Here is a 26,501-nt window from a genome sequence, read left to right as displayed (position 1 = left end):
TTTCAGGGAAAGAATTGGAACTTCGGGCATTGTATGTCCGACAGGGAGCTCACGTAGAACATACGACATGGAAGAACAGGCACTCGTAATAGCGCTCGTGGGCGTGCTCGGTATCGGCGCCCAATGGGTTGCCTGGCGGACCGGTTGGCCGGCCATCGTGTTGATGCTCGCGGCAGGCTTCCTTGCCGGTCCGATCCTCGGCGTCTTCAACCCCGAACACGCCTTTGGTGAACTGTTGGAGCCGATGGTCGCCATCGGCGTGGCCATTATCCTGTTCGAAGGCGGGCTCAGTCTCGACTTCCGCGAACTGCGACACTCAGGTTCTGCGGTCCTGCGGCTGGCGACGATAGGCGTGGCCGTGGGCTGGGCGCTGGGCGCACTTGCCGCTCACGAGATCGCCAACCTGGCGTGGCCGGTTGCGGTATTGTTTGGCGGTATTCTGGTGGTGACGGGCCCTACCGTCGTTATCCCGCTACTGCGCCAAAGCTCTGTGCAAACACGCCCCGCATCAATCCTGAAATGGGAAGCCATCGTCAACGATCCGACGGGCGCACTTTGCGCCGTGATCGCCTACGAATATTTCCGCATTTCGAGCGAGTCCCCGGACGCAACCGTCTGGCAGGTCGTGCCGCCAATGGTCATCGCAGCACTCGTGGCCGGTCTGATCGGCTATGCAGCGGCGAAAGCGATCGCCTGGGCATTTCCGCGCGGCGCAATTCCTGAATACCTCAAGGTGCCGGTATTGCTGACCACAGTCATTGCTGTGTTCGTATTGTCCAACCAGATTGAACACGAGGCCGGTCTTGTCGCGGTTACGGTGATGGGCGTGGCGCTGGCGAACATGCACGTGTCCAGCTTGCGCAGCATCCATCCCTTCAAGCAGAATATCGCCGTCCTGCTCGTGTCGGGGATATTCATCCTTTTGTCTGCCTCGCTCAGTGTGGACGACATGCGCTATCTCAACCCGCAGACGGATACCGGATTCGCCTTTGTGTTGTTCTTGCTTGCGCTCTTGTTCGTGGTTCGCCCGGCGACCATTCTCATCAGCCTTGCGTTCAGCAGCGTGCCTTGGAACGAACGCCTGTTCCTCGCCTGGATTGCACCGCGCGGTATTGTTCTGGTTGCGATCTCGGGCCTGTTTGCGCTGCGGCTCAATGAACTTGGTTATGCCGATGGCAACCTGCTCATCGGGCTGAGTTTCGCAGTGGTCGTGGCAACTATTGTTGCGCATGGTTTCACCGTCAACACGGTGGCCAAATGGCTCAAGGTGAAGGGCGATACCCGTCCAGGCCTGCTGGTAGTGGGCAGTACACCGTGGACCATTTCACTTGCCGAACAGATGAAGCAGCTCGGGACTCCGGTGATGGTCGTCGATTCCAGCTGGCAGGCACTCGGTGCGGCGCGGAAAAGCGGACTTCCATTCTATCACGGCGAAATCCTCAACGAAGCGACCGAGCATAATCTCGACCTTGCTCCGTTTCAGGTGCTGGTGGCCGCGACCGGCAACGAAGCGTACAACGCACTGGTGTGCAATGAATTCGCCCACGAAATCGGCCGGGACTCGGTCTATCAGCTGGGCGAATCCACCAGCGAAGATGATCGTCACGCTTTGCCGCCCTCCATCAGGGGGCGCGCGCTATTCGAAAGCGGTTTCGGCGTGACCGACGTCAATGAGCGGCAAAAGCAGGGGTGGGTCTTCCGCAAGACCACCCTGTCTGAAGAATTCGACTTCGATGACGCTCAAGAAAAACTACCCGAATCCGCGCATCTCCTGCTGATCCTCCGGAAAAGCGGCACGATGCGTTTCTTCACCCATGTCGTCAGGCCCGAACCCAGACCCGGCGATACGGTGATTTCCTATTCACCGCCGCGCGCGAAAACCCCCGAAGAGGTCGCGGCAAAGAAGGCTGGCCGCGAAGGCCCCAAGGCACAACCGACATGATCAAGAGGAATACGATGAATTTGCGTCTGAGCGCCGCCGCCGCGGCTGCACTGACACTGGCGGCTTGCAACAATTCGCCAACCGATGACACCCCGGCGCCCGAGCCGGAGGAGAGCGGGAAACAGGTGTTGGGAGAAGGCACCTCAATCATCCGCGCTGACGTTGAGATGGAACGCGAGATCATGCCCCTCGAACCATTGGAATCGCGCATTTCGTTTGATGAGGGCGGTTATTCGCTGAGCGATACGGCGATTGCGGAGCTTAAGGCGGTACTCGAAACGCGCCAATACACTGAAGGCGGTGACATTGTCCTGCGCGGTCATACAGACGCGGGCGGTAACGATAATGCCAATCTGCGCGCGTCAGAACGCCGTGCGGAAGCCGTGAAAGACTGGTTTGTCGAAAATGGAACGGCGGAAGACCGCATCACCGTTGTCGGGCTGGGAGAACAAAATCCTGCACGTCCGAACGCCAATCCGGACGGTATTCCGAACGAAGAAAATCGGGCCTATAACCGCCGTGTCATGGTGCATATCGCCGTGCCAGAAGAATTGGTGGTGGAAGAAACCCCCGATACACCGACGCTGGTCGAGAAAGTCACGGCAGACTAATTCTCGGCAGACGTGTCCGGTCCAAGCTCGCGCACGAGGCGCAAGATTTCGTCGGCAAATTCCGGCTTGCAGATCAGCAGGTCCGGCAGCCAGGTGTCTTCTTGATTGTAGACAAGCGGTGAACCATCGATCCGCGAACAATGAAGCCCGTGCGCCAATGCGACGGCCACCGGGGCGCAGCTGTCCCATTCGTACTGTCCGCCAGAGTGGAGATAGATTTCCGCATCTCCGCGCACGACGGCCATTGCCTTGGCGCCGGCTGATCCCATTTCGACAAGCTCGCCTTCAATTGCCTTGGCGACAGCGAGTGCTTCCCTTGCCGGGCGGGTGCGGCTGACCACCAGCCGCGGCGCGCCGTTATATTCCGAAGTGATTGCGGGCCGGTCGGTGCGCAGCACGGCACCGTCTCCGAGACCCGGCAGGGCGACCGCGCCCACACTGGCCCGGCCGTCGATCGCCAGCCCAACATGGACGGCCCAATCTGATCGTTCTTCTCCGTATTCGCGTGTTCCGTCGACCGGATCGACGATCCACACCCGCGATTTGCCGAGCCGCTCCTTGGTGTCCTTGCTTTCTTCGGAAAGCAGGCCGTCTTCCGGCCTTTGGGCACGAAGGGCGTGAACGAGAAACTGGTTGGCTGTCTCGTCCCCTGCCTTGCCCAGAGCCTTGCCCGTGAACATCGCACTATCCCGGACCTGTAGCAGGATTTGCCCGGCAGTTTCCGCCAGATGGGCCGCAAGCTGGGCGTCGGTCATATCGGCAATCTCGCTCATTTAAGCGGCATGATCTGGCTGACGATGTGGTCGGCAGCCTCATCCACAGTCATCTCGACCGTGTTGACCCTGATTTCCGGTTCTGCAGGCGCTTCATAGGGGCTGTCGATACCCGTGAAGTTCTTCAGTTCACCGCTGCGCGCCTTTTTATAGAGGCCTTTCACATCGCGTTCCTCGGCCACCTCGAGCGGGGTGTCGACGAAGATTTCGATGAACTCGCATTCGTCCATCATCGACCTGACCATGTCGCGCTCTGCACGGAACGGGCTGATAAATGCCGTCAGCACAATCAGCCCCGCATCCGTCATCAGTTTGGCTACTTCGCCCACGCGGCGGATATTCTCGATCCGGTCGGCTTCGGTAAAGCCCAGATCCTTGTTGAGGCCGTGCCGCACATTGTCGCCGTCCAGCAGGAACGTGTGCCGGTTCATCAGGTTCAGCCGCTGTTCGACCGCGTTGGCAATGGTCGACTTGCCGGAACCGGACAGGCCGGTGAACCACAGCACGCGCGGTTTCTGGTTCTTCATCCCGGCATGATCATCGCGGGTGATGGTCGTCGCCTGCCAGTGGACGTTCTGCGCGCGCCGCAGGCTGAAGTGCAGCATCCCTGCGCCCACGGTGGCATTGGTGATCTTGTCGACCAGAATGAATCCGCCGAGCGAGCGGCTATCGGTATAGGGTTCGAAAGTGATCGGCCGTTCGGTGTGAACTTCGGCAACGCCGATGGAATTGAGCTGCAACGTCTTCGCAGCGAGATGATCCATCGTGTTGACGTTGATTTCGTATTTCGGCTCCGCGATCGTCGCGGTGACCATCTGGCTGGCGAGTTTCAGCCAATAACCGCGCCCGGGCTTCAGCGCCTCTTCGTCCAACCACACGATGGTCGCTTCAAACTGGTCGCTGGCTTCTGGCGGGTTATCAGCGGTGCTGATCACGTCGCCGCGGCTGCAATCGACTTCGTCTTCGAGCGTCAGCGTTACAGACTGGCCTGCGACCGCTTCTTTCAACTCACCATCATAGGTGACGATGGATTTGACTGTGCTGGTCTTGCCCGATGGGACAATCCGCACCGCATCACCCGGCGCGACAGTGCCGCTGCCGATCAGGCCGGAAAATCCGCGGAAGTCCAGATTGGGACGATTGACCCATTGAACCGGCATACGGAAGGCGCGTTCCTGTGCCGCGATATTGGCAATCTCGACGCTTTCAAGATGGTCAATCAGCGCAGGCCCATCATACCATTCGGTCTGCGGGGACGGGGCATTGGTAATGTTGTCGCCCTTGAAACCCGAGATCGGGATCGCGGTGAACGCTTCAATGCCAATCTCTTCGGCGAAGGCGGAATATTCGGCCACGATGCCGTCGAAAATCTGCTGGTCATAATCGACCAGATCCATCTTGTTCACCGCCAGAACCAGATGTTTGATCCCCAGAAGATGCGCGAGATAGGAATGCCGCCGCGTCTGGACCAGCACGCCCTTGCGCGCATCGACCAGAATCACCGCCAGATCAGCAGTAGAAGCGCCGGTGACCATGTTGCGGGTGTATTGTTCATGGCCGGGTGTGTCGGCGACGATGAATTTGCGTTTTTCGGTCGCGAAGAAGCGGTATGCAACATCAATCGTGATGCCCTGTTCGCGCTCTGCGGCCAGCCCGTCCACCAGCAGGGCGAAATCGATTTCCTGCCCCTGCGTGCCGACTTTCTTGCTGTCAGCTTCCAGCGCGGCCAGCTGGTCCTCGAAGATCATCTTGGAATCGTAGAGCAAGCGCCCGATCAGCGTGCTTTTGCCGTCATCCACGCTGCCACAGGTAATGAACCGCAGCAGCGACTTGTTCTGATGTTGATCGAGGTACGCACCGATATCCTCGGCGATCAGCGCGTCGGTTTCGTAGGCGGAATTGTTGTCTGCGGAATGGGTCATCAGAAGTAGCCCTCCTGCTTCTTCTTCTCCATTCCAGCACCGCCCTCATCCTGGTCGATGACCCGGCCCTGGCGCTCGCTGGTGGTGGTGAGGAGCATTTCCTGCACCACGTCCGCCAGGGTGGCAGCTTCGCTTTCAACCGCGCCCGTCAGCGGGAAACAGCCCAGCGTCCGGAACCGCACTGATCGCTCGGTAATTTCAGGGCGCTTGCCCATCACCTTCTCAAGCCGGTCGATATCATCAGCCATGAACAACCCGCCCTCATATTCGAAGGTCGGGCGTTTGGCGGCGAAATAGAGCGGCACGATCTCGATGTTTTGCGCCATGATATACTGCCAGATGTCCAGCTCGGTCCAATTGCTCAGCGGAAATACGCGGATGCTTTCACCCTTCGCCTTGCGGGCATTGTAGAGGTTCCACAATTCCGGTCGCTGCTTCTTCGGGTCCCATCCGTGGTTGGCGCTGCGGAAGCTGAAAATGCGTTCTTTCGCGCGGCTCTTTTCCTCATCACGCCGCGCACCGCCGAATGCGGCGTCAAACCCGTAGTGATCAAGCGCCTGTTTCAGACCCTGCGTCTTCCACATGTCGGTATGCAGCGCACCGTGATCGAACGGATTGATACCGCGCTCTTCCGCTTCGGGATTTTGCCAGACCAGCAATTCCATCCCTGCATCCTGCGCCGATTTTTCGCGCAGCTTATACATGTCCTGGAATTTCCAGGTCGTATCGACATGCATCAGCGGGAATGGCGGCGGCGATGGATAAAACGCCTTCTTCGCCAGATGCAGCATGACGGCGCTGTCCTTGCCGATGGAATACAGCATTACCGGCTTCACCGCCTCGGCGGCGACTTCGCGCATTATGTGGATGCTTTCGGCTTCGAGCCGTTCGAGATGGGTAAGGCGGCGCATAGTTCTTTCGATACTGGGTCAGAGCGATATCGCCGCTCGCTACCCCATACAGCCTTCTTGGCAAGGCCAGATTTGCTTCTAGCAGGTAAGGCGATGCTGAGGCGGGCGGCAGGAGCGGCCTTTTTGCGCGGCGATTGAAACTGCTGGTTGACGAATCCCCGGCTTTGGTGGCAAGCGCGCTTCTCTCGGAAGCGGGCGGGTATAGCATAGTGGTAATGCTCTAGCCTTCCAAGCTAGCTAGAGGGGTTCGATTCCCCTTACCCGCTCCAGAGCTCCTCCTAATTTTTCCGCTCTTTTTGTGTTGTCGCGGAACTGTGCCGTGCGCCGGACCGTTGCGTTGTCATATCCCGAACAAACGCAAAGAGGCCCCATGCCCGACACACTGACCACCATTAACCCCGCCACAAATGAAGAACTCGAAACCTATTCGCTCATGAGCGAAGGGGATGCGAAATCCGTTGTCGAGGCTTGCCACGAGGCATTTCTCGACTGGCGGTTTCGGCCCGTTGAAGAGCGCGCCGAAATCATCCGCGCCATCGGCAAGGAACTGCGCGCCTCGAAAGAAGAATTCGCCCAGTTGATGACCGATGAAGTCGGGAAACTGATTGGCCATAGCCGCGACGAAATAGAATTGTGCGCAGCGATCTGCGATTACACGGCCGATAACGGTGCCGCCGAACTCGCCGACGAAGAGCGCGAGATTCAGGGCGGCAAGGGTGTCATCGCCTATTCGCCCATCGGCGTGATCTACGGCATTCAGCCTTGGAATTTCCCCTGTTATCAGGCGGTCCGTTATTCCATCGTGAACCTGATGGCAGGCAACGGTGTGCTGCTGAAACACGCGGAAAATTGCACCGGCAGCGGACTGATGCTGCGTGATGTGATGGAACGCGCAGGGCTGCCCAAGAACCTGTTTTCCGTTCTGCTGATCAGTCATGATGTTTCCGACGAGATCATTGCACACAAACTTGTTCGCGGCGTCACCATGACCGGCAGCGACGGTGCGGGGCGCAAGATCGGCGCGAAAGCAGCGGAAAACCTGAAGAAAACCGTGCTCGAGCTGGGCTCGAATGACGCGTATATGGTGCTGGACGATGCCGATCTCGAAACTGCGGTGCAGTGCAGCGTCGCCGGGCGGCTCTATAACAACGGCCAGACATGCGTCGCGGCCAAGCGTTTCGTTGTGACGGAAAAACATTACGATGCCTTCCTCGAACGTTTCGTCGAAGCGATGAGCGCGGTTGAGCTGGGCGATCCTAACGAAAGTTCGACCGGGCTTGGCCCGATGGCGCGCAATGATTTGCGCGACAAACTGGCAAAACAGGTCGAGGAAAGCGTCGAAAAAGGCGCGCAGATTGCGTGCGGCGGATCCGTGCCCGATCGCACTGGTGCCTATTATCCCGCGACAGTGCTGGTAGATGTTGCCCCGGGCCAGCCAGCCTATGACGATGAACTGTTCGGCCCTGCCGCATCGGTGATAAGGGCGAAGGATGACGAAGACGCCATGCGCATCGCCAATGACAGCCGATACGGCCTGGGCGGCGGTATCTTTTGCAAGGATGAAAAGCGAGCCCGCGAACTGGCGACCAAGTATTTCGATACCGGCATGATTTCGATCAACGGATACAAGATTGCCCAGCCCAACATGCCCTTCGGCGGGGTGAAAGATTCGGGATATGGCCGCGAACATGGCGGTTTTGGGATCAAGGAATTCGTGAACGTGAAATCGATCTATCTGGTCGACTGACACGCAGCAGGCCGGGGCGTGGTTGGACGCTCCGGCCTGTTTACTTTTTTGCAATCTAGCACAGCGATATTCGCATTTGACCACGCAGCATTGCGGGTCCAGTTTGATCTCAGGCATCGGGGAGTCCGTTGCCGCTAACATCAATCGAGGGAGTCTCGATCATGGCAAACAAAGCCTCTTTTGGCGTCTTTATCGGACGCTTTCAGCCGCTGCATATCGGCCACGAATATGTAATCCGCAAATCACTGGAACAGGTCGACCGGCTGATCGTGCTGGTCGGTTCGGCGAATGTCGCCCGCGATCCGCGCAACCCGTTCACTTACGAAGAACGCGAGCACATGATCCGTTCCGCCTTCGCCTATGAAATGGCTCAGGGGCAAGTGATGGTGGAACCGCTGGACGACCATCTTTATTCGGACAATGCCTGGACTGCAGAGGTTCAGCGCAGAGTGCATGAAATCGTTCTGGCAGAGGGCAATAGCGGCTTTCAGGCGAACGGGTTGGACGATTTTTCCATTTCGCTCAGCGGGTTCGGCAAGGACCAGTCGAGCTATTATCTGAAGATGTTCCCGGCATGGGGAAACATCCAGATCGACAGCCAGTATGGCACCTTCAGTTCAGCCGACATTCGCGAACGGTTCTTCGCCCGCATTCCGGAAGTGCCGGATTCCATACTGTCGAAGGGCGTTGCCGAACAATTGCACGCATTCAAGATGAGCGAACCGTTTAAGGCGCTGCTGGCGGAACGCGAATACCTCGACGCGTATCCCGCTGAATGGGGGGAAGGCCCGTTCGTCACTGCCGATGCGGTCGTGATCCAGTCCGGCCATATCCTGCTGGTCGAACGCGGCAGATTGCCGGGCAAGGGATTGCTCGCGCTGCCGGGCGGGTTCGTAAACCGCGATGAACGTGTCCGCGACGCGGCAATCCGCGAGTTGCGCGAAGAAACCGAGATCGGCGACAGCAAGGGGCAGATACCGCCCGCAATGCTCGCCAGCTTCATTGAGGATAGCCGAAGCCGCATTTTCGATGCGCCCGGCCGTTCGCTGCGCGGGCGGATCATCACTCACGCGTTCCTTTTCCGGCTGCCCGAACGGCGCAAGCTGTTCAAGGTGAAGGGCGGGGACGATGCGGCACACGCCCGCTGGTACCGGCTTGGCGAGCTTAAACCGGAAATGCTTTTTGAAGATCACTGGTCGATCATCGAACAGATGGCCGATCTTTGACCCCGTATGCGGGGGAGCCCTGCATACAAGATACTATGTGAGGAGTTCACATCATGACCAATATCATCCTGGCTACCGACAGCTATAAACAGAGCCACTTTTTGCAATACCCGCCTCAAGCGCGTATGATCAGCGCCTATGGCGAAAGCCGGCACAACGATTTCTCCGATGAAATCCTGTTCCTTGGGCTCCAGCCCTTCCTGATCGATTATCTCGGCACCCCGATTTCGCAGGCGGATATCGATGAAGCCGCGCTGATTTGCGGCGCCCACGGTGTTCCCTTCAATCGGGACGGCTGGCACGCGATCCTGACCGATCACGGCGGATATCTGCCGCTGGAAATCAGCGCCTTGCCCGAGGGGACGATCGTGCCCAGCGGCGTGCCGCTGTATCAGGTGCGCAACACCGATCCGCGCATGCCGTGGCTGACCACCTTCATCGAAACCGCCTTGCTGCGGGCGGTATGGTATCCCACAACCGTTGCCACGCTGAGCTGGAAATGCCGCCAGATCATCGGCGCGGGCCTTGCGCAAACCTCCGACGATTCAGCCGGCCAGTTACCCTTCAAGCTGCACGATTTTGGCGCCCGCGGGGTCAGTTCCGGCGAAAGCGCGGCGCTGGGCGGCATGGCTCATCTGGTGAATTTCAGCGGAACCGACACGCTGGAAGGGATCATGGCGGCGCGCCGTTACTACGGTACGGACATGCCGGGCTTTTCCATCCCTGCGGCGGAACACAGCACCATGACCAGTTGGGGCAAGGCAGGCGAAGAAGCGGCCTATGCCAATATGCTCGACGCATTCGACGGGGAGGGTGCATTGGTTGCCGTGGTGTCCGACAGCTGGGATCTCGACAACGCGGTCGAGAACATCTGGGGCGGTTCGCTGAAAGAGAAAGTCCTGGCCCGCAAGGGCACACTGGTGGTGCGTCCCGACAGCGGCGATCCGGTTGAAACACCCGCGCGCACTCTGGCGAAATTGTGGGACATTTTCGGCGGCACGGTGAATTCGAAAGGTTTCCGTGTGCTGGATGACAAAGTTCGCGTGATCCAGGGCGACGGAATGAACATCAACAGTATCGGCAAGCTGATCGACCGCCTGATTGAGGATGGCTTCGCGATCGACAATATCGCGTTCGGCATGGGCGGCGGCCTGCTGCAATCGGTCAACCGCGATACATTGCGCTTTGCCATGAAGGCAAACGCGATGCAGGATGATGCGGGCCAATGGCACGATGTGTCCAAGAAACCGGCGACCGATCCGACCAAGGCCAGCAAGGCGGGCCGGCAAGCGGTTGTGCTGGAACAGGGCCGGATGGTCGCAAAGCGGCTGGATGCGGTCGGTGATGACGCAAACTTGCTGATGCCCGTTTGGAAAGACGGTGAACTGCTGGTCCGGCACGACTTCGCCGACATTCGCGAACGTGCGGCAAACGCCTGATTTGGCGCAATATCTGGGGCAGCCAGCCGGGATTTGACCCGGCCAGAGCTGCCCCTCTTCGCACCTGCACAAAAAAGAACAAGCCAAAGCGCCTCTTTTCGTGTATGCGGACGGCATAGATCGTGCGTGCACGAGATTTTCCCCCTGCCAACCCGGCAGGCATCAGACCCACCTGCCACATGGCAGGTCTCAGAAATTGCGAGACACATGAATTTTTCCGAACTGCCGCCAGTCCTTGGCGAAGCATTGACCGAACGCGGCTATGAACAACCCACCTCCGTCCAGTCGGCGGTAATCGAAGCGGAAGCCATTGGCCGTGATCTGGTCGTTTCCGCCCAGACCGGCTCCGGCAAGACTGTCGCTTTCGGCCTCGCCATGGCTGAGCAGCTCCTGGGCGAAGATGGCAAGGTGCCATACGGCATCGCCCCGCTAGCGCTGATCATCGCGCCTACCCGCGAACTGGCACTGCAGGTCAGCCGCGAATTGATCTGGCTGTATGGCAAGGCGGGTGCGCGCATTGCCACCTGTGTCGGCGGCATGGATGCATCGAAAGAACGCCGCAGCCTTCGCGGCGGCGCGCAAATCGTGGTCGGCACTCCCGGCCGCCTCCGCGACCATCTGGAACGCGGCGCGCTGGACCTTTCCGCGCTGAAAGTCGCAGTGCTCGATGAAGCGGACGAAATGCTAGACATGGGCTTCCGCGAAGATCTTGAGGAAATTCTCGATGCGACGCCGGAAGGCCGCCGCACGTTGCTGTTTTCTGCCACCATGCCCAAGCCGATCGTGGCCTTGGCGAAGCGGTATCAGGATAACGCCCTTCGCATTTCGACCGTTGGTGACGATCGCGGGCACGGCGATATCTCCTATCAGGCAGTCACCATCTCTCCCTCGGAAATCGAAAATGCGGTGGTCAATCTGCTGCGTTTCCATGAGGCCGAGACCGCCATCCTGTTTTGCGCCACGCGCGATGCAGTGCGCCGGCTGCATGCAACCCTGCAGGAACGCGGGTTCGCAGTGGTCGCACTGTCGGGCGAACACTCGCAGTCGGAACGCAACCAGGCCATGCAGGCGCTTCGCGATCGCCGCGCCCGTGTGTGCGTCGCGACCGACGTCGCCGCACGCGGGATCGACCTTCCGTCGCTGAGCCTTGTGATCCATGTGGAGGTGCCGCGCGATGCAGAGACATTGCAGCACCGTTCCGGCCGCACCGGCCGCGCCGGCAAGAAGGGTACCGCGGTTATTCTGGTACCGTTTCCGCGCCGCCGCCGGGTCGAATCCATGCTCCGCGGGGCGAAGATCCAGGCGCAGTGGGTCGATGCCCCGTCGCCCAAGGATATTCGCCAGCAAGACCGCGAGCGTTTGCTCGAAACGCTTCTGGCACCGGTCGAGATCGAAGACGAGGACCGCAGCCTTGCCCAGCGGCTGATCGCTGAAAAATCTCCTGAAGACATCGCTGCGATGCTGGTTCAGGCGCACCGATCCAAAATGCCGCAGCCCGAAGAGCTGATGGAAAACACGCCTGAGGCGCGCAAGGCTGCGCAGCAGGACCGCCACCGTCCCGGTTTCGAAGACGTGGCATGGTTCCGCATGGATATTGGCCGCCGCCACAATGCCGATCCGCGCTGGATACTGCCGCTGATCTGCCGCCGCGGTCACGTAACCCGCACCGAAATCGGTGCGATCCGGATTGGCGGCGACGAGACCTTTTTCCAGATACCCACCGCCATCGCAGCGAAGGTTGAGGATGCGATCCAGCGCACAGCTGCATCGGAGGATCAGGATCGTCCGGTATTCATCGAACGCAGCGCCGATGGCCCGCGGATGCAAGCCCGTGAAAATCGCAAGCCGGGCCGCAAGCCATTCGGCAAGAAACCGCATGGCAACAAGCCCTACGCGGCGAAATCCGGCCAGGACAAATCCGGCAGTGGCGGCAATGTTCGTCCTGGGAAATGGGACCGCAACAAAGAAGGCGGCCCCGCAGGTGAAGGCCGCAAGCCGGTAAAACAGCGCGGACCGCGGGTTGAAAAGGGCAAGTTCAAGCACCGCAAAGGTGCCCCGAAATCCGCTGACTGAGGGCTAGGGCTTCCCAACCGCCATATTGTCGATGAGCCTGGTCCCGCCGATTCGCGCGGCGACCAGCAAGCGTCCGGGCCGATCGCCTAGCTCGGGCAAGACTTCCAGGCTCGCTGCATCGGCAAGGTCGGCATAATCGACCGAGCTGAACCCTGCGCCCAGCAGCGCATCTTCCAGCGCGGCTAGCGTACGGCCGACATGTTGTCCGTCTTCGATGCGGGCGATGGCTTCGCGCATTTCACGCGGCAGGCTTGCCGCGGCAGACCGATCGTGCTCGTTCAGATACCGGTTGCGGCTGCTCATCGCGAGCCCGTCTGCCTCGCGTACCGTCGGAATGCCGATGATATCGCGGGCATAGGGACGTGTCAGATCGAGATCGCGCGCCATCGTGCGAATCACCGCCAGTTGCTGCCAATCCTTTTCACCGAAACAGGCGATATCGGGCAGCACCTGATGGAACAGCTTGCACACCACCGTGGCAACGCCGTCGAAATGACCGGGCCGGTCGGCACCGCAAAAGCCGCTGCTCACGCCGCTAACGGAAATACTGCTGGCGAAGCCGTCGGGATACATTTCGCCGACAGAGGGTGCCCAAAGCAGCGCTGTCCCTTCCTGCTCCAGCATCTCCGCGTCTTCCTGCAGCTGGCGGGGATAGGCGTCGAGGTCTTCATTCGGACCGAACTGGGTCGGATTGACGAAAATGGAGGCGACAACGTGATCGGCGCGGCTCGCAGCTTCGCGCACCAGCGTCAGATGCCCTTCATGCAGCGCGCCCATCGTCGGCACCAGCGCCACGGTTCCGCCCTTCGCGCGCAATTGCGCCACGGCTTTTCTCAACATTTCCAGCTGGGTGATAGTTTGCACGGTTGCGGGGCCTCCGGTAGAAGTAAGCTTGCTGGTCCTAGCCGCGTAGGCAGGGCCAAAACAACCACAATACAGGATTTGCCCCTTGTCCCACAGCGCCCCCCACCGGATCACATTTGCGAATGAGAAGGGCGGAACCGGCAAGTCCACGACTGCGGTTCATGTCGCGGTGGCGCTTGCCTATCAGGGTGCCCGGGTGGCGGCGATCGACCTCGATCCGCGCCAGCGCACGATGGACCGCTATTTCGAAAACCGGGCCGAGACCGCAAAGCGCCGCGAAATCGATCTGCCAACCGCGCGGTGTCAGGTGTTCCGCGGCGAAACGGTCGGCGATTTCGATGATCTGGCGGCAGAAATGGGCGAAGGCGCGGATTTCCTGATCGTTGACACACCCGGCCGCGATGATGAATTCGCCCGCCACGCCGCGACAGAGACGGATACGCTGGTGACGCCGATGAATGACAGCTTCGTCGATTTCGATCTGATCGGGCAAGTTGATGCGGAAACCTTCAAGGTTCGCCGCCTGTCATTCTATGCCGAACTGATCTGGGAAACCCGCAAGGCCCGCGCGCTGCAACAGCGCAAGGAAATCGACTGGGTCGTGGTTCGCAACCGCAGCGGCCACACCGAGGCGCGCAATATGCAGCGCATTGAAAAGGCGCTCAACGAACTGTCGAAGCGCGCAGGTTTCCGCGTGGTCAAAGGCCTTTCGGAACGCGTGATCTACCGCGAGCTGTTCCCCTCGGGCTTTACCTTGCTCGACAAGGGGCATCTGGGCGAACTGGGCACCAGCCACCTTGTCGCACGGCAGGAAATGCGCGCCTTGCTGGCCGGTTTGCACCTCCCTGAAATCGCCAAACCGCAAGCGCAGCTGGAACTGGCCTGACCGATGTGGAAGCTGCTGTTCTTCGCCTTTCTTGCAAGCGCTGCTTGCAAGATGCTGTTCGGGAAATGGCCGTGGCAGTTCATGCAGACGAAGAGCACGCGCAGCCAGGCGCTGTTCCGCGCAAGAACGCTTCTGGGTGTTCGTGAAAACGCATCACGCGAAGAGGTAATGCAGGCGCACAAGCAATTGCTGGCCTTGGTTCATCCGGACCGCGGCGGCACCAATGAACAGGTGCATGAAGCGAACGCTGCGCGTGATATACTGATAAATGAATTGCCCTATCCAACGGCAAAAGACACCAGAGGCCCCTGATGACCCATGCATTCGACCCCACCGTCCTTCGCGAATACGATATCCGCGGAATTATCGGAGAGACATTGGGGCCGGATGATGCGCGTGCGATCGGGCGCGGTTTCGCGACACTGCTAAAGCGGGCAGGCGGTTCGAGAGTGGCGGTTGGTTACGACGGACGCACCAGTTCGCCGATGCTGGAACATGCGCTGGTCGAAGGGCTCAATGCGAGCGGCTGCGACGTGGTCCGGGTGGGCATGGGGCCAACGCCGATGCTGTATTATGCAGAGGCGTCAGCCGAAGATGTAGATGGCGGCATTCAGATAACTGGCAGCCACAATCCCGCCAATTACAATGGCTTCAAAATGGTATTTCAGGGGCGTCCGTTTTTCGGGGAAGACATCCAGACCATCGGCCGAATGGCTGCTGCCGGCGAGTGGGATGACGGGGTCGGCACCAGCGAAACCCGCGAAATCATGGATGAGTATGTCGACCGTCTCCTCGCGCCGCTGGACGGGCTTGATCCGGCCGATCTCTCCGCCATGCGGGTCGGCTGGGACAATGGTAACGGTGCAGCCGGCCCCGTCCTCGAGGCCTTGCTTGATCGGCTGCCGGGCACGCATTTCGCGCTTTACACTGACGTCGACGGTACGTTTCCCAATCATCATCCTGATCCCACTGTTGAGGCCAATCTGGAGGACCTGCGCTCGCTCGTCGCCGAGAAGAAACTCGACTTCGGAGTTGCATTCGACGGCGATGGCGACCGGATCGGCGCGATCGACGGCGAAGGCCGGGTTATATGGGGGGATCAGTTGTTGATGATATACGCTGAAGACCTCCTCGTCAGACTACCTAACTCCACGATTATCGCCGATGTAAAGGCGAGCCGCGCATTGTTCGACCATGTGGCAAAACACGGCGGAAAGCCGGTGATGTGGAAGACCGGACACAGCCTGATTAAGTCCAAAATGAAGGAAACTGGTTCGCCATTGGCTGGCGAAATGAGTGGTCACGTGTTTTTTGCGGACGAATATTACGGTTTCGACGATGCGCTTTATGCCGGCGTGCGCCTGATCCTCGCCTCTGTCCGGTTGGGTAAATCCGTGACCCAGCTGCGCGGCGATATGCCCGCGATGATCAACACGCCTGAAATGCGTTTCCAGGTCGATGAAAGTCGCAAGTTCGCGGCGATAGACGAAGTGAAGGCGCGGTTGGCGGACAGCCCCGCGCAAGTTGACGGGACCGACGGGGTCCGGGTCACCACCGATGACGGCTGGTGGCTGCTGCGCGCTTCGAACACCCAGGATGTGCTGGTCGCGCGGGCCGAAAGCGATAGCGAAGAAGGGCTTGCCCGCCTGATGGTGCAAATCGACGAACAGCTGCGTCTGTCGGGCCTTGAACGCGGCGAGAGTGTAGGGCACTGACAATACGAAGAATTATGCGAAAGGCCCGAAAATGCTGAAGAATTCCCTGTTTGCTCTCGCACTGGCCGGCTCTGCTATTGGTTCACCGCTCGCCGCGCAGGAACAAACCACCACCGATGCACGCATGATGGAGGCGATGGGCGAAATGTTCGGCAAGGCCCAGCCGCTGACCGCCGAGCAGGAAGCTCGGCTGCCAGAGGCGCAGCTTGTGGTTGCCAGCATCTTTCCTGAAGGCACCTATGCCAAGATGATGGGCGATACGATGGAGCCTATGATGGACAGCATCATGGGTGCCATGGTCCAGATGCCAACCGGAGAGCTGGCGGAGCTGACAGGGCTGCCGTTCAGTGAGCTGGAGAACATGGGCGAAACCGCGATCAGCGATGCGTTGGCGATAATGGATCCTGCCTATCAGGAGCGGACCAGGCGGATTGCGGAAACTTCGGTGAAGATGATTACCGATGTCATGACCGAGATCGAACCAGGCTATCGCGACGGTTTGGCCCGTGCATATGCCGTGCGTTTCAGTGTGGCCGAACTCAAAGAACTGAACGCGTTTTTCACCACCCCGACCGGCAGCCACTACGCAGCTGAATCGATGCTGATCTATGCCGATCCGCAAGTGATGTCGGCCATGAACGAGGTCATGCCTGCGGTAATGGAGATGATGCCTCAGATGATCGAGGCCATCGGCGAAGTAACCGCTGAACTGGCTGCTCCGCGCCAGTATTCGGAGCTGACGGAGGAAGAAAAGGCGGCACTGTCGGGCATTCTTGGTATGGATCAGGACAAACTCGCTGCCGCAGAACCCGCGATCGAGGAAACGGCCGGCAATGCGGAAGAAGGCGGCTATTGATCTGCTGATCGCAGGCGGGGCATTGCACCCTGCCGGTGCTCTGACCGCCGGGATTTCCTGCCTTCGCAGCTTAGCGCGGACTTCATGCAAGATATGCGGGCGGGGCCGATCATGAAAGCTGCGGCGATCCCGCCAGAGATCGAGGCATGGTTTGCCGGGCGCGAATGGCGCATCCGCAGCCACCAGAAAGGCATGTACGCGGCTGCCCATGCGGGACGCCACACCATGCTGGTGGCCGATACTGGCGCGGGCAAGACGCTGGCCGGCTTCCTCCCCACGCTGGCGGATTTCTGCCCCAGCAAGTTTGGCGATGATGGACCGCCTGAAGGGCTCCACACGCTCTATGTTTCTCCGCTGAAGGCGCTCGCGCATGACGTGCAGCGCAATCTGGTCACTCCGGTGGAGGAGATGGGACTGCCGCTGAAGATCGAAACGCGCAGCGGTGACACCCCGTCCGACCGGAAGCGGCGGCAGCGGAGCAAACCGCCCAACATCCTGCTGACGACACCGGAATCGCTTTCGCTGCTGCTTTCCTATCCCGACAGTTCCGAAATGTTTCGCGGACTGAAACGGATCATCATCGACGAGGTTCATGCATTTGCGACGGGCAAGCGAGGCGACTTGCTGGCGCTTGCGCTGTCGCGTTTGCAGGCCATTGCCCCTCAGCTCCAGCGTGCTGCCCTGTCGGCCACAGTTGCCAATCCCGAATCGTACCGGGAATGGCTCGCGCCGTGGGGAGATCTGGACGAGGTCGAACTGATAATTGGCGAACCGGGGGCGGAACCAGTGGTTGAAATCCTGCTGCCGGTGCAAGAACGGGTGCCGTGGGGCGGCCACGCGGCGACATGGGCAATTCCGCAACTTTACGAACAGATAAAGGCGAACAAGACCACACTGATCTTCACCAACACGCGTTTTCTGGCGGAATTCATATTCCAGAACTTGTGGGACGTGAACGAAGATCGGTTGCCGATCGGGATTCATCACGGTTCGCTTAGCCGCGAGGCCAGGCGCAAGGTCGAAGGGGCCATGGCTCGCGGCGAACTGCGTGCGCTAGTGGCGACCGCCAGTCTCGATCTGGGGGTCGATTGGGGCGACATTGACTGCGTGGTGCAGATGGGCGCGCCAAAGGGCTCATCGCGCCTCTTGCAGCGTGTAGGGCGCGCGAACCACCGGCTCGACCAGTCCAGCCGCGCGCTGCTGGTGCCTGGCAACCGCTTTGAGTTTCTCGAGGCAACAGCGGCAAAGGACGCGGTGGAAGAAGGCCAGCGTGATGGTGAGGACTTCCGGCGCGGCGGTCTGGATGTGCTGGCCCAGCATGTAATGGCATGCGCGTGTGCGGGGCCATTTGGTGAAGACGAATTGCTGGCGGAAGTGCGATCATCGCTCGCCTATGCGTGGATCGATGCTGAAATCTGGGGCCGGGTTTTGCGATTTGTAGAGACTGGCGGTTATGCGCTGCGAGCCTATGACAAATTCAAGCGTATCACGCGTGACCGTGACGGCACCTGGCGGCTGACTCACCCTGAACATGCCGCCCGGCACCGGCTGAATGCTGGCATTATCATTGATGGTGAGATGTTGACGGTGCGGTTCAAGAACGGCCGTTCGCTGGGCAAGGTCGAGGAACGCTTTGCTGCGGCGCTCTCGCCCGGAGACACTTTTGCCTTCGCCGGGACCAGCCTTGAGGTTGAGGGCGTAAAGGACATGGACGTGATCGTGCGTGCTTCGTCAAAGGCGGCGATGATTCCCTCCTATGGCGGCGCGCGGATGCCGCTGACCACGCATCTGGCAGACAGGGTTCGGGCAATGCTGGATGACCGCGCCGGATGGGCGCGGTTCCCAGACGATGTCCGAGAATGGCTGGAGGTGCAGGATTGGCGCAGCGAGATGCCCGCACCGGGGCAATTGCTGGTCGAAAGCTTCCCCCATGCGAAGCGGCACTACTCGGTCTATTATACGTTCGAAGGGTGGAACGCGAACCAGTCGCTGGGAATGCTGATAACGCGCCGGATGGAAGACCGCGGGCTGCAGCCCGGCGGGTTTGTCGCGAACGATTATTCGTTGGCGGTTTGGGGTCTGAAACCGGTGGAAGATCCCGCCCCGCTGCTTTCGCCTGATATTCTGACCGAAGAATTTGTCGACTGGGTGCAGGATTCGCATCTCCTGCGGCGCGCCTTTCGCGAGGTGGCGGTTATCTCGGGGCTGGTCGAACGGCAGCATCCCGGGAAGCGGAAGACCGGCAAACAGGTCACGTTCTCTACCGACCTGATTTATGATGTGCTGCGCAAGCACGAGCCCGATCATGTTCTGCTGGAAGCGGCCTGGGCTGACGCACGGGAACGGATGACAGACGTCGGCCGCCTGGCGGACCTGCTTGAAAGTTCTGCCGAGAGGCTGCGCCATATCACTCTTGACCGGGTCAGCCCGCTCGCGGTGCCGGTCATGGTGATGATCGGGCGGGAGAGCGTCCCGCAAGGGCAGATCGACGACGAGTTGCTGCTCGAGGCGGAAAGCCTGGCCGATGCGGCGATGCGGGTGGAGCCTGCGCCTGATGGCTGAGAGCTACTCAGCGCGGGCGAAAGTCTTGTGTTCGTGAAGCCGGTCAAAAGCGAACTTCTTTGAACCGGAATCCTTGATCACGAGAATGGTTTTCGCTGACGCATTGTAGGATGCTGCCGGGTCGGGAGAGAAGCGCAGCACAGGTTCTGTTGGCAAGGCCAATGCGCGGGCAATCGACGATTCGAGAGTAGGCTTGTCGACAGGTTCTCCATTCCAGAGCATCTGGTCGCCAGGGGTCAGCCCGACGACATTGATAACCGGGTCGGGTTCCAGGCCGCCATCACCATTGGGTAATTCGACCTCGGTCACATTTGTCATGATCGGGATGGTCATGATCAGCAGGACGAGAAGAACCAGCAGCACGTCAATAAACGGTGTGATGTTGAGGTCCTTCATCGGGCCGTCGTGCGATGGAGCGGTAGTGAATGGCATAACCTTCCTCCTCTTTAGATGTGATAACATAACATAAAGCTGCGGCAAGACAAGAGTGGTGAATGGAGAGATGAATGAGAGGCTCCGGAGTGTTCCCTTGCGCGCGGGCGGAAGCGGGGCGGGGGCTGCACATTGCAGCGCGCAACACAGATTCAGCGAATGACGGCGCTGCTGTCCACAGGATTGCGGGCAAAGAAAAAGGGGCGGATTGCTCCGCCCCTTTTCAAAGGGTCATCTGTAAGAACCGATTACTCGGCTTGCGTACCGAAGGACCGGTATTTTTCGTTTCCGACGAAACCGAACTTGGTAACGCCCGAAATCTTGATGATGTTCAGAACGCGGGCCGACAGATCATAGCTGGCCGACGCTTCCGGTTCGAACTGAAGCTCCGGCTCCGGATCGATATCCTTGGTGATTTCGAGGTTCCGGACAAGCTCACCCTGGTCGATAGGCGTTCCGTTCCACAGGATCTCGTTCGCCTGAGTAAGAACGATCTTGTTCTTGATCGGGTCGATCTGATCAGGTGGCGGCGGCTCGTTATTAGGCGCCGGGAGATCGATATCGACCGAGTGTGTTGCCACTGGGATGGTGATGATGAACATGATGAGAAGAACGAGCATGACGTCGATAAGCGGCGTCGTGTTCATTTCCATCATCGGCTCACCATCGTCCTTGCCGCCTGACATTGCCATAGTGGGTTACTCCTGAATTCTCGTTCGATCCGCGCCGATCAACCGTTAGGGTCGACCGGGTTGGAGATGAAGCCGACAGTCGGATAGCCGGCTGCCTGGACGTTGTAGATCGTTCCGGCAACACAGCGCCACGGTGCGTTTACGTCACCACGGATGTGAACCTGCGGGATCAGTTCCGGGTTCTGCATGATTGCATCCGGTCCGCCTGCGGCCTGAACGATTTTGTCCAGACGTTCGAACGCTTGGTCATAAAGCTCTTGCGAGTCGACCGGGGCTACGTTGTTGAAGTAGATCCGGCATTCGCCGTCGCGTGTTGCGCCTTCGAAGCCTGGCTCGCCCGCGCTGCGGCCTGCCGCGTCGGAAGTGCTGACGGTCAGGAGCAGGTTCTCGACCTTATCCTTCGACTCGATCGATTCCATAATTGGAATTTCGAGCTTGTCGATCGTCTGGATGGCGACCGGAACCGCGATAAGGAAGATGATCAGAAGCACCAGCATCACGTCCACAAGGGGAGTGGTGTTGATGTCTGACATCGGCCGCTCTTGGCCTCCGCCGCCCGCTGAAATAGCCATTGCTAATTCCTATCCTGAATTGGTTTAACTTCGGGTGGAAAGGGGCGGGATGGCACTGCCACCCGCCCCGTTACCCGTTCAGGCTTTCGGCTTTGCAGCTGGTGCTGCGGCTGCCTTCGGAGCCGGCTTGGCTGCGCCGCGTGCTGCTGCTGCGGTTGCAACTGCAGGCTTAACGGTGCCCTTGGAGTTGATGTTTGCAAGCAGATCGGTCGAGAAGCCGTTGAGCAGCTCGGCGATGCGCTTGTTGCGGCTCTGCAGCCAGTTGTAGGCAAGAACAGCCGGAACAGCCACGAGCAGACCAATCGCGGTCATGATCAATGCTTCACCAACCGGGCCAGCGACCTTGTCGATCGATGCCGAACCGGCGAGGCCGATGTTGATCAGTGCGCGGTAGATACCGATAACCGTACCGAGCAGACCAACGAACGGTGCAGTCGCACCCGTGGTTGCGAGGAACGGCAGGCCGCCAGCAAGCTTCGCATTGATCGAAGCTTCCGAACGGGCCAGCGAACCGTGAAGCCAGTCATGCGCTTCGAGGCTGTCAGTCATCTTGCTGTGGGTTTCTTCAGCAGCAAGACCATCGTCGACCAGTTGGCGCCATGCGCTGTTCTTGTCGAGCTTGTTTGCGCCTTCGCGGAGCGAGTTTGCACGCCAGAAGTTCGAACGAACTTCCTTGTACTGATTCATGATCTTGCGCTGCTCGAGCAGCTTGGTGATGAGAATGTAGAACGAACCGACGGACATGATAACAAGGACGCCAAAAATCGACCAGGCGATAACACCGCCCTGGTTCATGGCTTCCCAGAAGCCGAACTGGTTCTTGATTTCTTCGCCACCGGCGTTTGCTAGAATTTGGGTAATCATTGCGAGTTTCCTCTCAGAAAGAAGCGTATCTAAAAAAACTTAGTCCCGGTTAGGCCGCCGCTTTCGGCGACCCTCCCGTTTATTCAGGTATCTGCCAGCGAACGGCGTTCGACCACGTTCCCGTCGTCTCCTGTCCGTTGCCATCGGTTGCCGGACGGAAACGACCACGGCGGGTAATCAGCTTACACGTCGTTTCGTCGAGGTCCGAATGCCCGCTAGAGCCCGTGATCTGACAGTTCGTCACACGGCCATCGGCGTTCACCGTAACCCGGAAGCGGGTAACACCTTCGCGTTCTTCGCGAAGTGCACGCGAAGGATAGTCACGAGGGCTTGCCCAGCTGCCAGGATTACCGCGCGGTGTCGGATCCTTCGGCTGGAAAGCCGGAGGCGGCGGTGGCGGCGGTGCTGGCGGAGCCGGTGGCGGCACCCGGACAGCAATCGGCGCTGGTGGCGGAATTGTTGGCTGAGTCCGCACAGGAGGCGGAGCCGGCGCAATGTTAATCGGCGGCGGCGGCGCTACGATAGGCGGCGGCGACGATTCGGGGATTTCCTCCGGTGGTGGTGGCTCCTCGGGTTCGGGTTCGGGCTCATCAATATCAACCGTGGTAACGCGCTCTACCGCTTTCTTGACTGCCTCATAGGCAAGTCCGGTCACGAGAACGTATCCGACAGCGATATGAATCAACGCCACGATGATAAGGGCGATAATGCGATTACCGCTCATCTCTTGGTCAGCGTAGGCCATTCAGTCGCATCACTCCATCGTCATTAACGCCGGACGAATCCGGCTACTCATCCCATTGGAAGGGCTGTCCGCCCTGCCAGAGTGTTATCCTGCTTGTCTACCCCCGCCGATCTGGCAGATCGAATTGGGACTTGGCCCTTTTCAACCCGGCAAAGAGGCGTGGGCCTGCATGAGACTGTTCTATTATATTTATCTCCGCACTCGTCGCCCTTTAGCTGGCATGAACGGGGCGCGCAAACGCTTTATCGGTTAACGCCCAATTCACAGCCATGCTAGGACACCGGTAAGTTACTGGCCTTTGTCGGTTAATGACGGAGCGAAATAAACCCTTGGGTAAATTGACAAACATGAAAACATCACTCGCAATCGTGGCTTTGGCACTCGGCACTGCGGCATTGGGCTCAGCAGCAACCGCGCAGACCGGCCCTGCCCAGATGCAGCTGACATATGCGGATCTTGCCGACCTGGCAGATGGCACGCCGCTGGTCCTGCGGGCAGAGATTCGCAAGCAGATTGCGCTGAAGCCGGAACGTGCCCCGGATGTCCCGCCCGGCATGGTCAGACTTTATACTGAAGCGCGGACAATTGCGCTGCTTTCAGGCAGCACGCCGGTGGGCGAATCCCTCAAATACCTGGTGGATGTTCCGCTTACAGCCAAGGGCAAGGTGCCCAAGCTGAAGAAACAGGAAGTCATCCTGATTGCGAGGCCGGTTGCCGGCCGTCCCGGTGAAATTCAGCTGGTTGCTCCGTCGTCACAGCTGGCCTGGTCACCGGAGACGGAGCAGAGGCTAAGGGGTGTGCTGACCGAATTGCTCGCGGCCGATGCGCCGCCTGCGATTTCCGGCATCCGCGACGCATTGTCGATTGCCGGCAATCTGGCTGGCGAATCGGAAACGCAGATTTTCGTTTCGACCAAGACGGACGGTCCGGTATCGCTGACAGTCATTCGCAGGCCGGGGCAACGCCCGATGTGGGGCGTTTCGTGGAGCGAAATCGTTGATCAGGCCGCCCGCCCGCCGCAAGCAGAGACGCTGGCATGGTACAGGCTGGCGTGTTTCCTGCCTGACGCACTGCCCAGATCAGTCATCCTGTCGCAGGACCGCGTGTCACAGCAGCGTGCAGCCGAAGATTACGGTTACATCCGCAATCAGCTTGGCCCTTGTCCGCGCAACCGCAGCTAGCGGCCAGCTTAGAAATACTGGTTCCTATGCGGCAGTCATGGCGGCTACAGAGCCGCTCATGTCACAGCCATTCCGCCACGTCTTCCGTGTCCGTTACGCCGAACTTGATCCTCAAGGGGTCGTTTTCAATGCGCGTTATCTTGAATATGCCGACCTGATCGTCACCGAATACTGGGATGCGCGGGAATTGCGGCTGAGCGGCGAGGGCGCGCTGGAATTTCACGTGGCCAAGGCAGAAGTGAATTTCCGCAAACCGATCCGCGCAAACGAGTTCATCGAAGGACGAGCGTGGACCGCCCGGATCGGATCGAGCAGCATGACCACTCGGATCGAATTGCACGGGCATGATGAAGTACGCGGGGACGGCGCGCCTGCAGATGATCTGCGCGCAGAGATCGAACTGGTGAACGTCCATGTCGATCTGGAAACCGGCAAATCCATGCCGATCCCGCAAAGTGCAAGAGACGCTTTGCTTGCCGAAGAAACCGAACAAAGGACTTGAGATTGCCAGACACAACATCTTCCGCGCCGCTCAGGATTGCATTGGCCGGCCTTGGCACCGTTGGCGCCGGGGTTATCCGCCTGCTGGATGCGAACGCTGATCTGGTAACCGCGCGTGCCGGGCGCCCGCTGGAAATCGTGGCAGTCAGCGCGCGCGACCGGAACCGTGATCGCGGTGTCGATTTGTCTGGCTTCGCCTGGGAAGACGACATGACACAGATGGCATCGCGCGGCGATGTCGATGTGGTTGTTGAACTGGTCGGCGGGGCGGACGGTCCGGCGCTGACGCTGGCGCGCGATACTATCGCTGCGGGCAAGGGCCTGGTCACCGCCAACAAGGCGATGATCGCGCATCACGGACTGGCATTGGCCGAATCGGCCGAAGCGCAAGGCACCGCCCTTAAATTCGAGGCGGCGGTTGCAGGCGGCATACCGATTGTGAAGGGTCTTCGCGAAGGCGCAGCGGCCAATTCGATCGAGCATATTTACGGCATCCTCAACGGCACCGCGAACTATATCCTGTCGACCATGGAAAGCTCCGGCGCGGATTTCGCCACCACGTTGAAGGATGCGCAGGAACTGGGCTATGCCGAAGCTGACCCGACTTTCGACATCGAAGGGATCGACGCGGCCCACAAACTGGCCATTCTCGCGGCCATCAGTTTCGGCGCGCGGGTCGATTTCGAAGCCGTCGCTTGCGAGGGGATTTCGCGGGTCCGTGCTGCCGATATCGCACAGGCCGACGCCTTGGGTTACGTTATCCGCCTGATCGGAATGGCCGATATTTCAACGGACAGTTCCGGTGCGCCGGTTCTGTTGCAGCAGGTCAAACCATGCCTGGTGCCCAAGGGGCATCCGCTGGCTCATGTCACAGGCCCCACCAATGCCGTCGTGGCAGAGGGCAATTATTCGGGCCGCTTGCTGTTTCAGGGTGCCGGCGCCGGTGAAGGGCCGACGGCAAGTGCGGTTGTTGCAGACCTGATCGATATTGCGCGCGGCGAGGCCGGGGCGCCGTTTTCCGTGCCGGCAGCGGCATTGCAGGCGATGGCCCCCGCCGAATCGGGCGCACGGATCGGTCAGACCTATCTGCGCTTTACCGTGTCCGACCGGCCGGGTGTCCTGGCAGAGATTACCGCTGCGATGCGCGACGCCGATGTGTCTATAGAAAGCCTGATCCAACAGGGCCGCGCCAATGATGGCGGGGAAGTTCTGGTGGCGATGGTGACGCATGATGGCCCGGAAAGCTGTGTCACCCACGCGCTGCAATTGCTGGCCGATTCGGAGAGTCTGACTGCGCCGCCGCTGGTCATGAAAATCCTCGAAGATTAGGTTTCGGGCCGAAGCTTAAGCCGAAGTCTGGGCCGGAGTCAGGGTTGGCGTTCCGTCTCGTTAAGGGCCGGGCCTTCTTCGCTTGCGGGCTCACGCGCCGTTTCGCCCGGCAATTCATTGGGCAGGCGAGACTGGGCCCCGGTGTCGTTTCCGCGCGGGGCCAACCCGTTTGCAATCCTGTCCGCATCCGACCCTTTGGGTGTTTCAGGCAATTTGGAAAAATCGATCAGATAGGCTGGCGGCGGGACCGAACCGAAACTGATGCAAGTCCCCTTTTCCGGGTTTTTTTTGCATGATTCGGCGAAATCGGGTGCACGGGGCAACCCGTCATCCAGTGCCTCATCCGATTCCGGGTCCAGTTCGCTGGTGGATTTGACCCGGAACTGAGACTGTTCCTGCTGCTCCGCGCAAACAACGATCTCATCCCCGTTACCCTGATCGCATTTCGGCTCCGGAGGGGGCGGGCCGTAAGCTGACTGCGCATTTGCGAACACGTCTTCAGCCGTGGATGCTGTGCGCCCCTGTGCGGCGGCCGGCTGAGTGGATACTGACCAGCCGATGGCGAGCAGGGCCATCACTGCCAGATACAATGCCTTCATACATTGCGGGCCGGCAGTTGCGGACCCAAGCCTTCTCGACAATGCAACACTCCCTGTCT

General features: G+C 59.7%; 24 protein-coding genes and 1 tRNA gene. 15 read left to right on the top strand and 10 right to left on the bottom strand.

Features of this window, described 5'->3' with window-relative positions; genetic code table 11:
- Window positions 1–67 precede the first annotated feature (67 nt).
- Both PO778_RS10685 and PO778_RS10680 read left to right on the top strand, forming a co-directional pair.
- The gene (locus PO778_RS10685) at window positions 68–1,942 is read left to right on the top strand and encodes a cation:proton antiporter (protein ID WP_160731239.1); all 1,875 of its coding nucleotides are present in this window, start codon (window positions 68–70) and stop codon (window positions 1,940–1,942) included.
- Window positions 1,939–2,553: an OmpA family protein gene (locus PO778_RS10680; protein ID WP_271439613.1), complete on the top strand. Its 615-nt coding sequence runs from the start codon at window positions 1,939–1,941 to the stop codon at window positions 2,551–2,553. The genes PO778_RS10685 and PO778_RS10680 overlap by 4 nt, the downstream gene beginning before the upstream one ends.
- Here the strand turns inward: PO778_RS10680 and PO778_RS10675 are convergent.
- Genes PO778_RS10675 through cysD form a run of 3 tightly spaced genes read right to left on the bottom strand, consistent with a single transcriptional unit; the run spans window position 2,550 to window position 6,159 of the window.
- A complete protein-coding gene (locus PO778_RS10675) occupies window positions 2,550–3,326 on the bottom strand; it encodes a 3'(2'),5'-bisphosphate nucleotidase CysQ (RefSeq protein ID WP_271439612.1) in 777 nt (258 codons plus the stop codon). The genes PO778_RS10680 and PO778_RS10675 overlap by 4 nt on opposite strands.
- Complete coding sequence (gene cysN, locus PO778_RS10670; RefSeq protein ID WP_271439611.1) at window positions 3,323–5,248, bottom strand: sulfate adenylyltransferase subunit CysN; 1,926 nt, start codon at window positions 5,246–5,248, stop codon at window positions 3,323–3,325. Before cysN ends, PO778_RS10675 begins: the two co-directional genes overlap by 4 nt.
- On the bottom strand, window positions 5,248–6,159 hold the full coding sequence (cysD, locus tag PO778_RS10665) for a sulfate adenylyltransferase subunit CysD (RefSeq protein WP_271439610.1): 912 nt from the start codon (window positions 6,157–6,159) through the stop codon (window positions 5,248–5,250). Before cysD ends, cysN begins: the two co-directional genes overlap by 1 nt.
- Window positions 6,160–6,354: 195 nt before the next feature.
- On the opposite strand from cysD, the gene PO778_RS10660 reads away from it, so the two are divergent.
- The 5 genes from PO778_RS10660 (at window position 6,355) to PO778_RS10640 (ending at window position 12,644) form a co-directional block, all read left to right on the top strand.
- Window positions 6,355–6,428: transfer RNA gene (locus PO778_RS10660), tRNA-Gly, on the top strand.
- Window positions 6,429–6,529: 101 nt separating this feature from the next.
- The gene (locus PO778_RS10655) at window positions 6,530–7,906 is read left to right on the top strand and encodes an NAD-dependent succinate-semialdehyde dehydrogenase (protein ID WP_271439609.1); all 1,377 of its coding nucleotides are present in this window, start codon (window positions 6,530–6,532) and stop codon (window positions 7,904–7,906) included.
- Between the two features lie 161 nt (window positions 7,907–8,067).
- Window positions 8,068–9,132 (top strand): bifunctional nicotinamide-nucleotide adenylyltransferase/Nudix hydroxylase, encoded by a 1,065-nt coding sequence (locus PO778_RS10650; protein ID WP_271439608.1) that lies wholly within the window; start codon window positions 8,068–8,070, stop codon window positions 9,130–9,132.
- Window positions 9,133–9,185: 53 nt separating this feature from the next.
- Complete coding sequence (locus tag PO778_RS10645) at window positions 9,186–10,571, top strand: nicotinate phosphoribosyltransferase (protein ID WP_271439607.1); 1,386 nt, start codon at window positions 9,186–9,188, stop codon at window positions 10,569–10,571.
- Window positions 10,572–10,778: 207 nt separating this feature from the next.
- The gene (locus PO778_RS10640; RefSeq protein ID WP_271439606.1) at window positions 10,779–12,644 is read left to right on the top strand and encodes a DEAD/DEAH box helicase; all 1,866 of its coding nucleotides are present in this window, start codon (window positions 10,779–10,781) and stop codon (window positions 12,642–12,644) included.
- Between the two features lie 3 nt (window positions 12,645–12,647).
- On the opposite strand, the gene panC is transcribed toward PO778_RS10640, so the two are convergent.
- A complete protein-coding gene (gene panC / locus PO778_RS10635; protein ID WP_271439605.1) occupies window positions 12,648–13,508 on the bottom strand; it encodes a pantoate--beta-alanine ligase in 861 nt (286 codons plus the stop codon).
- An 85-nt stretch (window positions 13,509–13,593) separates the two neighbouring features.
- Here panC and PO778_RS10630 point away from each other — a divergent pair, with 85 nt between their 5' ends.
- From PO778_RS10630 to PO778_RS10610, 5 genes are all read left to right on the top strand, one after another.
- Window positions 13,594–14,394 (top strand): division plane positioning ATPase MipZ, encoded by an 801-nt coding sequence (locus PO778_RS10630; protein WP_271439604.1) that lies wholly within the window; start codon window positions 13,594–13,596, stop codon window positions 14,392–14,394.
- Window positions 14,395–14,475: 81 nt separating this feature from the next.
- Window positions 14,476–14,706, top strand: coding sequence for a J domain-containing protein (locus tag PO778_RS10625; RefSeq protein WP_333908192.1), 231 nt, complete (start codon window positions 14,476–14,478; stop codon window positions 14,704–14,706).
- On the top strand, window positions 14,706–16,109 hold the full coding sequence (gene pgmG / locus PO778_RS10620; RefSeq protein WP_271439602.1) for a phosphoglucomutase/phosphomannomutase PgmG: 1,404 nt from the start codon (window positions 14,706–14,708) through the stop codon (window positions 16,107–16,109). The genes PO778_RS10625 and pgmG overlap by 1 nt, the downstream gene beginning before the upstream one ends.
- Window positions 16,110–16,140: 31 nt before the next feature.
- The gene (locus PO778_RS10615) at window positions 16,141–16,965 is read left to right on the top strand and encodes a DUF2059 domain-containing protein (protein WP_271439601.1); all 825 of its coding nucleotides are present in this window, start codon (window positions 16,141–16,143) and stop codon (window positions 16,963–16,965) included.
- 111 nt (window positions 16,966–17,076) lie between these two features.
- A complete protein-coding gene (locus tag PO778_RS10610; RefSeq protein ID WP_438944404.1) occupies window positions 17,077–19,527 on the top strand; it encodes a ligase-associated DNA damage response DEXH box helicase in 2,451 nt (816 codons plus the stop codon).
- Window positions 19,528–19,530: 3 nt separating this feature from the next.
- On the opposite strand, the gene PO778_RS10605 is transcribed toward PO778_RS10610, so the two are convergent.
- The 5 genes from PO778_RS10605 to PO778_RS10585 form a co-directional block, all read right to left on the bottom strand.
- Entirely contained in the window at window positions 19,531–19,959 is a 429-nt protein-coding gene (locus PO778_RS10605; RefSeq protein WP_271439600.1) for an ExbD/TolR family protein, read from the bottom strand.
- A gap of 248 nt (window positions 19,960–20,207) precedes the next feature.
- Complete coding sequence (locus PO778_RS10600) at window positions 20,208–20,651, bottom strand: ExbD/TolR family protein (RefSeq protein ID WP_160731253.1); 444 nt, start codon at window positions 20,649–20,651, stop codon at window positions 20,208–20,210.
- A gap of 38 nt (window positions 20,652–20,689) precedes the next feature.
- Window positions 20,690–21,223, bottom strand: coding sequence for an ExbD/TolR family protein (locus tag PO778_RS10595; protein WP_202391708.1), 534 nt, complete (start codon window positions 21,221–21,223; stop codon window positions 20,690–20,692).
- Window positions 21,224–21,301: 78 nt separating this feature from the next.
- Window positions 21,302–22,087 carry a MotA/TolQ/ExbB proton channel family protein gene (locus tag PO778_RS10590; RefSeq protein WP_160731254.1) on the bottom strand — a complete coding sequence of 262 codons (786 nt, stop codon included), beginning with the start codon at window positions 22,085–22,087 and terminating at the stop codon, window positions 21,302–21,304.
- A gap of 79 nt (window positions 22,088–22,166) precedes the next feature.
- Complete coding sequence (locus PO778_RS10585) at window positions 22,167–22,832, bottom strand: energy transducer TonB (protein WP_160731255.1); 666 nt, start codon at window positions 22,830–22,832, stop codon at window positions 22,167–22,169.
- A 347-nt stretch (window positions 22,833–23,179) separates the two neighbouring features.
- Here PO778_RS10585 and PO778_RS10580 point away from each other — a divergent pair, with 347 nt between their 5' ends.
- Genes PO778_RS10580 through PO778_RS10570 form a run of 3 tightly spaced genes read left to right on the top strand, consistent with a single transcriptional unit; the run spans window position 23,180 to window position 25,843 of the window.
- Complete coding sequence (locus PO778_RS10580; RefSeq protein ID WP_271439599.1) at window positions 23,180–24,013, top strand: hypothetical protein; 834 nt, start codon at window positions 23,180–23,182, stop codon at window positions 24,011–24,013.
- A gap of 37 nt (window positions 24,014–24,050) precedes the next feature.
- Window positions 24,051–24,515 (top strand): acyl-CoA thioesterase, encoded by a 465-nt coding sequence (locus PO778_RS10575; protein WP_271439598.1) that lies wholly within the window; start codon window positions 24,051–24,053, stop codon window positions 24,513–24,515.
- 2 nt (window positions 24,516–24,517) lie between these two features.
- Entirely contained in the window at window positions 24,518–25,843 is a 1,326-nt protein-coding gene (locus PO778_RS10570; protein ID WP_271439597.1) for a homoserine dehydrogenase, read from the top strand.
- A 38-nt stretch (window positions 25,844–25,881) separates the two neighbouring features.
- Here PO778_RS10570 and PO778_RS10565 read toward each other — a convergent pair whose 3' ends face one another.
- Complete coding sequence (locus tag PO778_RS10565) at window positions 25,882–26,442, bottom strand: hypothetical protein (RefSeq protein WP_271439596.1); 561 nt, start codon at window positions 26,440–26,442, stop codon at window positions 25,882–25,884.
- Window positions 26,443–26,501: the final 59 nt, after the last annotated feature.

This window comes from Pontixanthobacter luteolus (genome assembly GCF_947494915.1).
GTDB classification, from domain to species: Bacteria; Pseudomonadota; Alphaproteobacteria; order Sphingomonadales; family Sphingomonadaceae; genus Pontixanthobacter; species Pontixanthobacter luteolus.
This window is presented reverse-complemented; position numbering and strand designations above follow the sequence as displayed.

Excerpts from the sequence above, each read along its gene's own strand:
- PO778_RS10685 (WP_160731239.1), top strand. The coding sequence starts at position 68 with ATGGAAGAACAGGCACTCGTAATAGCGCTCGTGGGCGTGCTCGGTATC.
- PO778_RS10680 (WP_271439613.1), top strand. The coding sequence starts at position 1,939 with ATGATCAAGAGGAATACGATGAATTTGCGTCTGAGCGCCGCCGCCGCG.
- PO778_RS10675 (WP_271439612.1), bottom strand. The coding sequence starts at position 3,326 with ATGAGCGAGATTGCCGATATGACCGACGCCCAGCTTGCGGCCCATCTG.
- cysN (WP_271439611.1), bottom strand. The coding sequence starts at position 5,248 with ATGACCCATTCCGCAGACAACAATTCCGCCTACGAAACCGACGCGCTG.
- cysD (WP_271439610.1), bottom strand. The coding sequence starts at position 6,159 with ATGCGCCGCCTTACCCATCTCGAACGGCTCGAAGCCGAAAGCATCCAC.
- PO778_RS10655 (WP_271439609.1), top strand. The coding sequence starts at position 6,530 with ATGCCCGACACACTGACCACCATTAACCCCGCCACAAATGAAGAACTC.
- PO778_RS10650 (WP_271439608.1), top strand. The coding sequence starts at position 8,068 with ATGGCAAACAAAGCCTCTTTTGGCGTCTTTATCGGACGCTTTCAGCCG.
- PO778_RS10645 (WP_271439607.1), top strand. The coding sequence starts at position 9,186 with ATGACCAATATCATCCTGGCTACCGACAGCTATAAACAGAGCCACTTT.
- PO778_RS10640 (WP_271439606.1), top strand. The coding sequence starts at position 10,779 with ATGAATTTTTCCGAACTGCCGCCAGTCCTTGGCGAAGCATTGACCGAA.
- PO778_RS10625 (WP_333908192.1), top strand. The coding sequence starts at position 14,476 with ATGCAGACGAAGAGCACGCGCAGCCAGGCGCTGTTCCGCGCAAGAACG.
- pgmG (WP_271439602.1), top strand. The coding sequence starts at position 14,706 with ATGACCCATGCATTCGACCCCACCGTCCTTCGCGAATACGATATCCGC.
- PO778_RS10615 (WP_271439601.1), top strand. The coding sequence starts at position 16,141 with ATGCTGAAGAATTCCCTGTTTGCTCTCGCACTGGCCGGCTCTGCTATT.
- PO778_RS10610 (WP_438944404.1), top strand. The coding sequence starts at position 17,077 with ATGAAAGCTGCGGCGATCCCGCCAGAGATCGAGGCATGGTTTGCCGGG.
- PO778_RS10605 (WP_271439600.1), bottom strand. The coding sequence starts at position 19,959 with ATGCCATTCACTACCGCTCCATCGCACGACGGCCCGATGAAGGACCTC.
- PO778_RS10600 (WP_160731253.1), bottom strand. The coding sequence starts at position 20,651 with ATGGCAATGTCAGGCGGCAAGGACGATGGTGAGCCGATGATGGAAATG.
- PO778_RS10595 (WP_202391708.1), bottom strand. The coding sequence starts at position 21,223 with ATGGCTATTTCAGCGGGCGGCGGAGGCCAAGAGCGGCCGATGTCAGAC.
- PO778_RS10590 (WP_160731254.1), bottom strand. The coding sequence starts at position 22,087 with ATGATTACCCAAATTCTAGCAAACGCCGGTGGCGAAGAAATCAAGAAC.
- PO778_RS10585 (WP_160731255.1), bottom strand. The coding sequence starts at position 22,832 with ATGGCCTACGCTGACCAAGAGATGAGCGGTAATCGCATTATCGCCCTT.
- PO778_RS10580 (WP_271439599.1), top strand. The coding sequence starts at position 23,180 with ATGAAAACATCACTCGCAATCGTGGCTTTGGCACTCGGCACTGCGGCA.
- PO778_RS10575 (WP_271439598.1), top strand. The coding sequence starts at position 24,051 with ATGGCGGCTACAGAGCCGCTCATGTCACAGCCATTCCGCCACGTCTTC.
- PO778_RS10565 (WP_271439596.1), bottom strand. The coding sequence starts at position 26,442 with ATGAAGGCATTGTATCTGGCAGTGATGGCCCTGCTCGCCATCGGCTGG.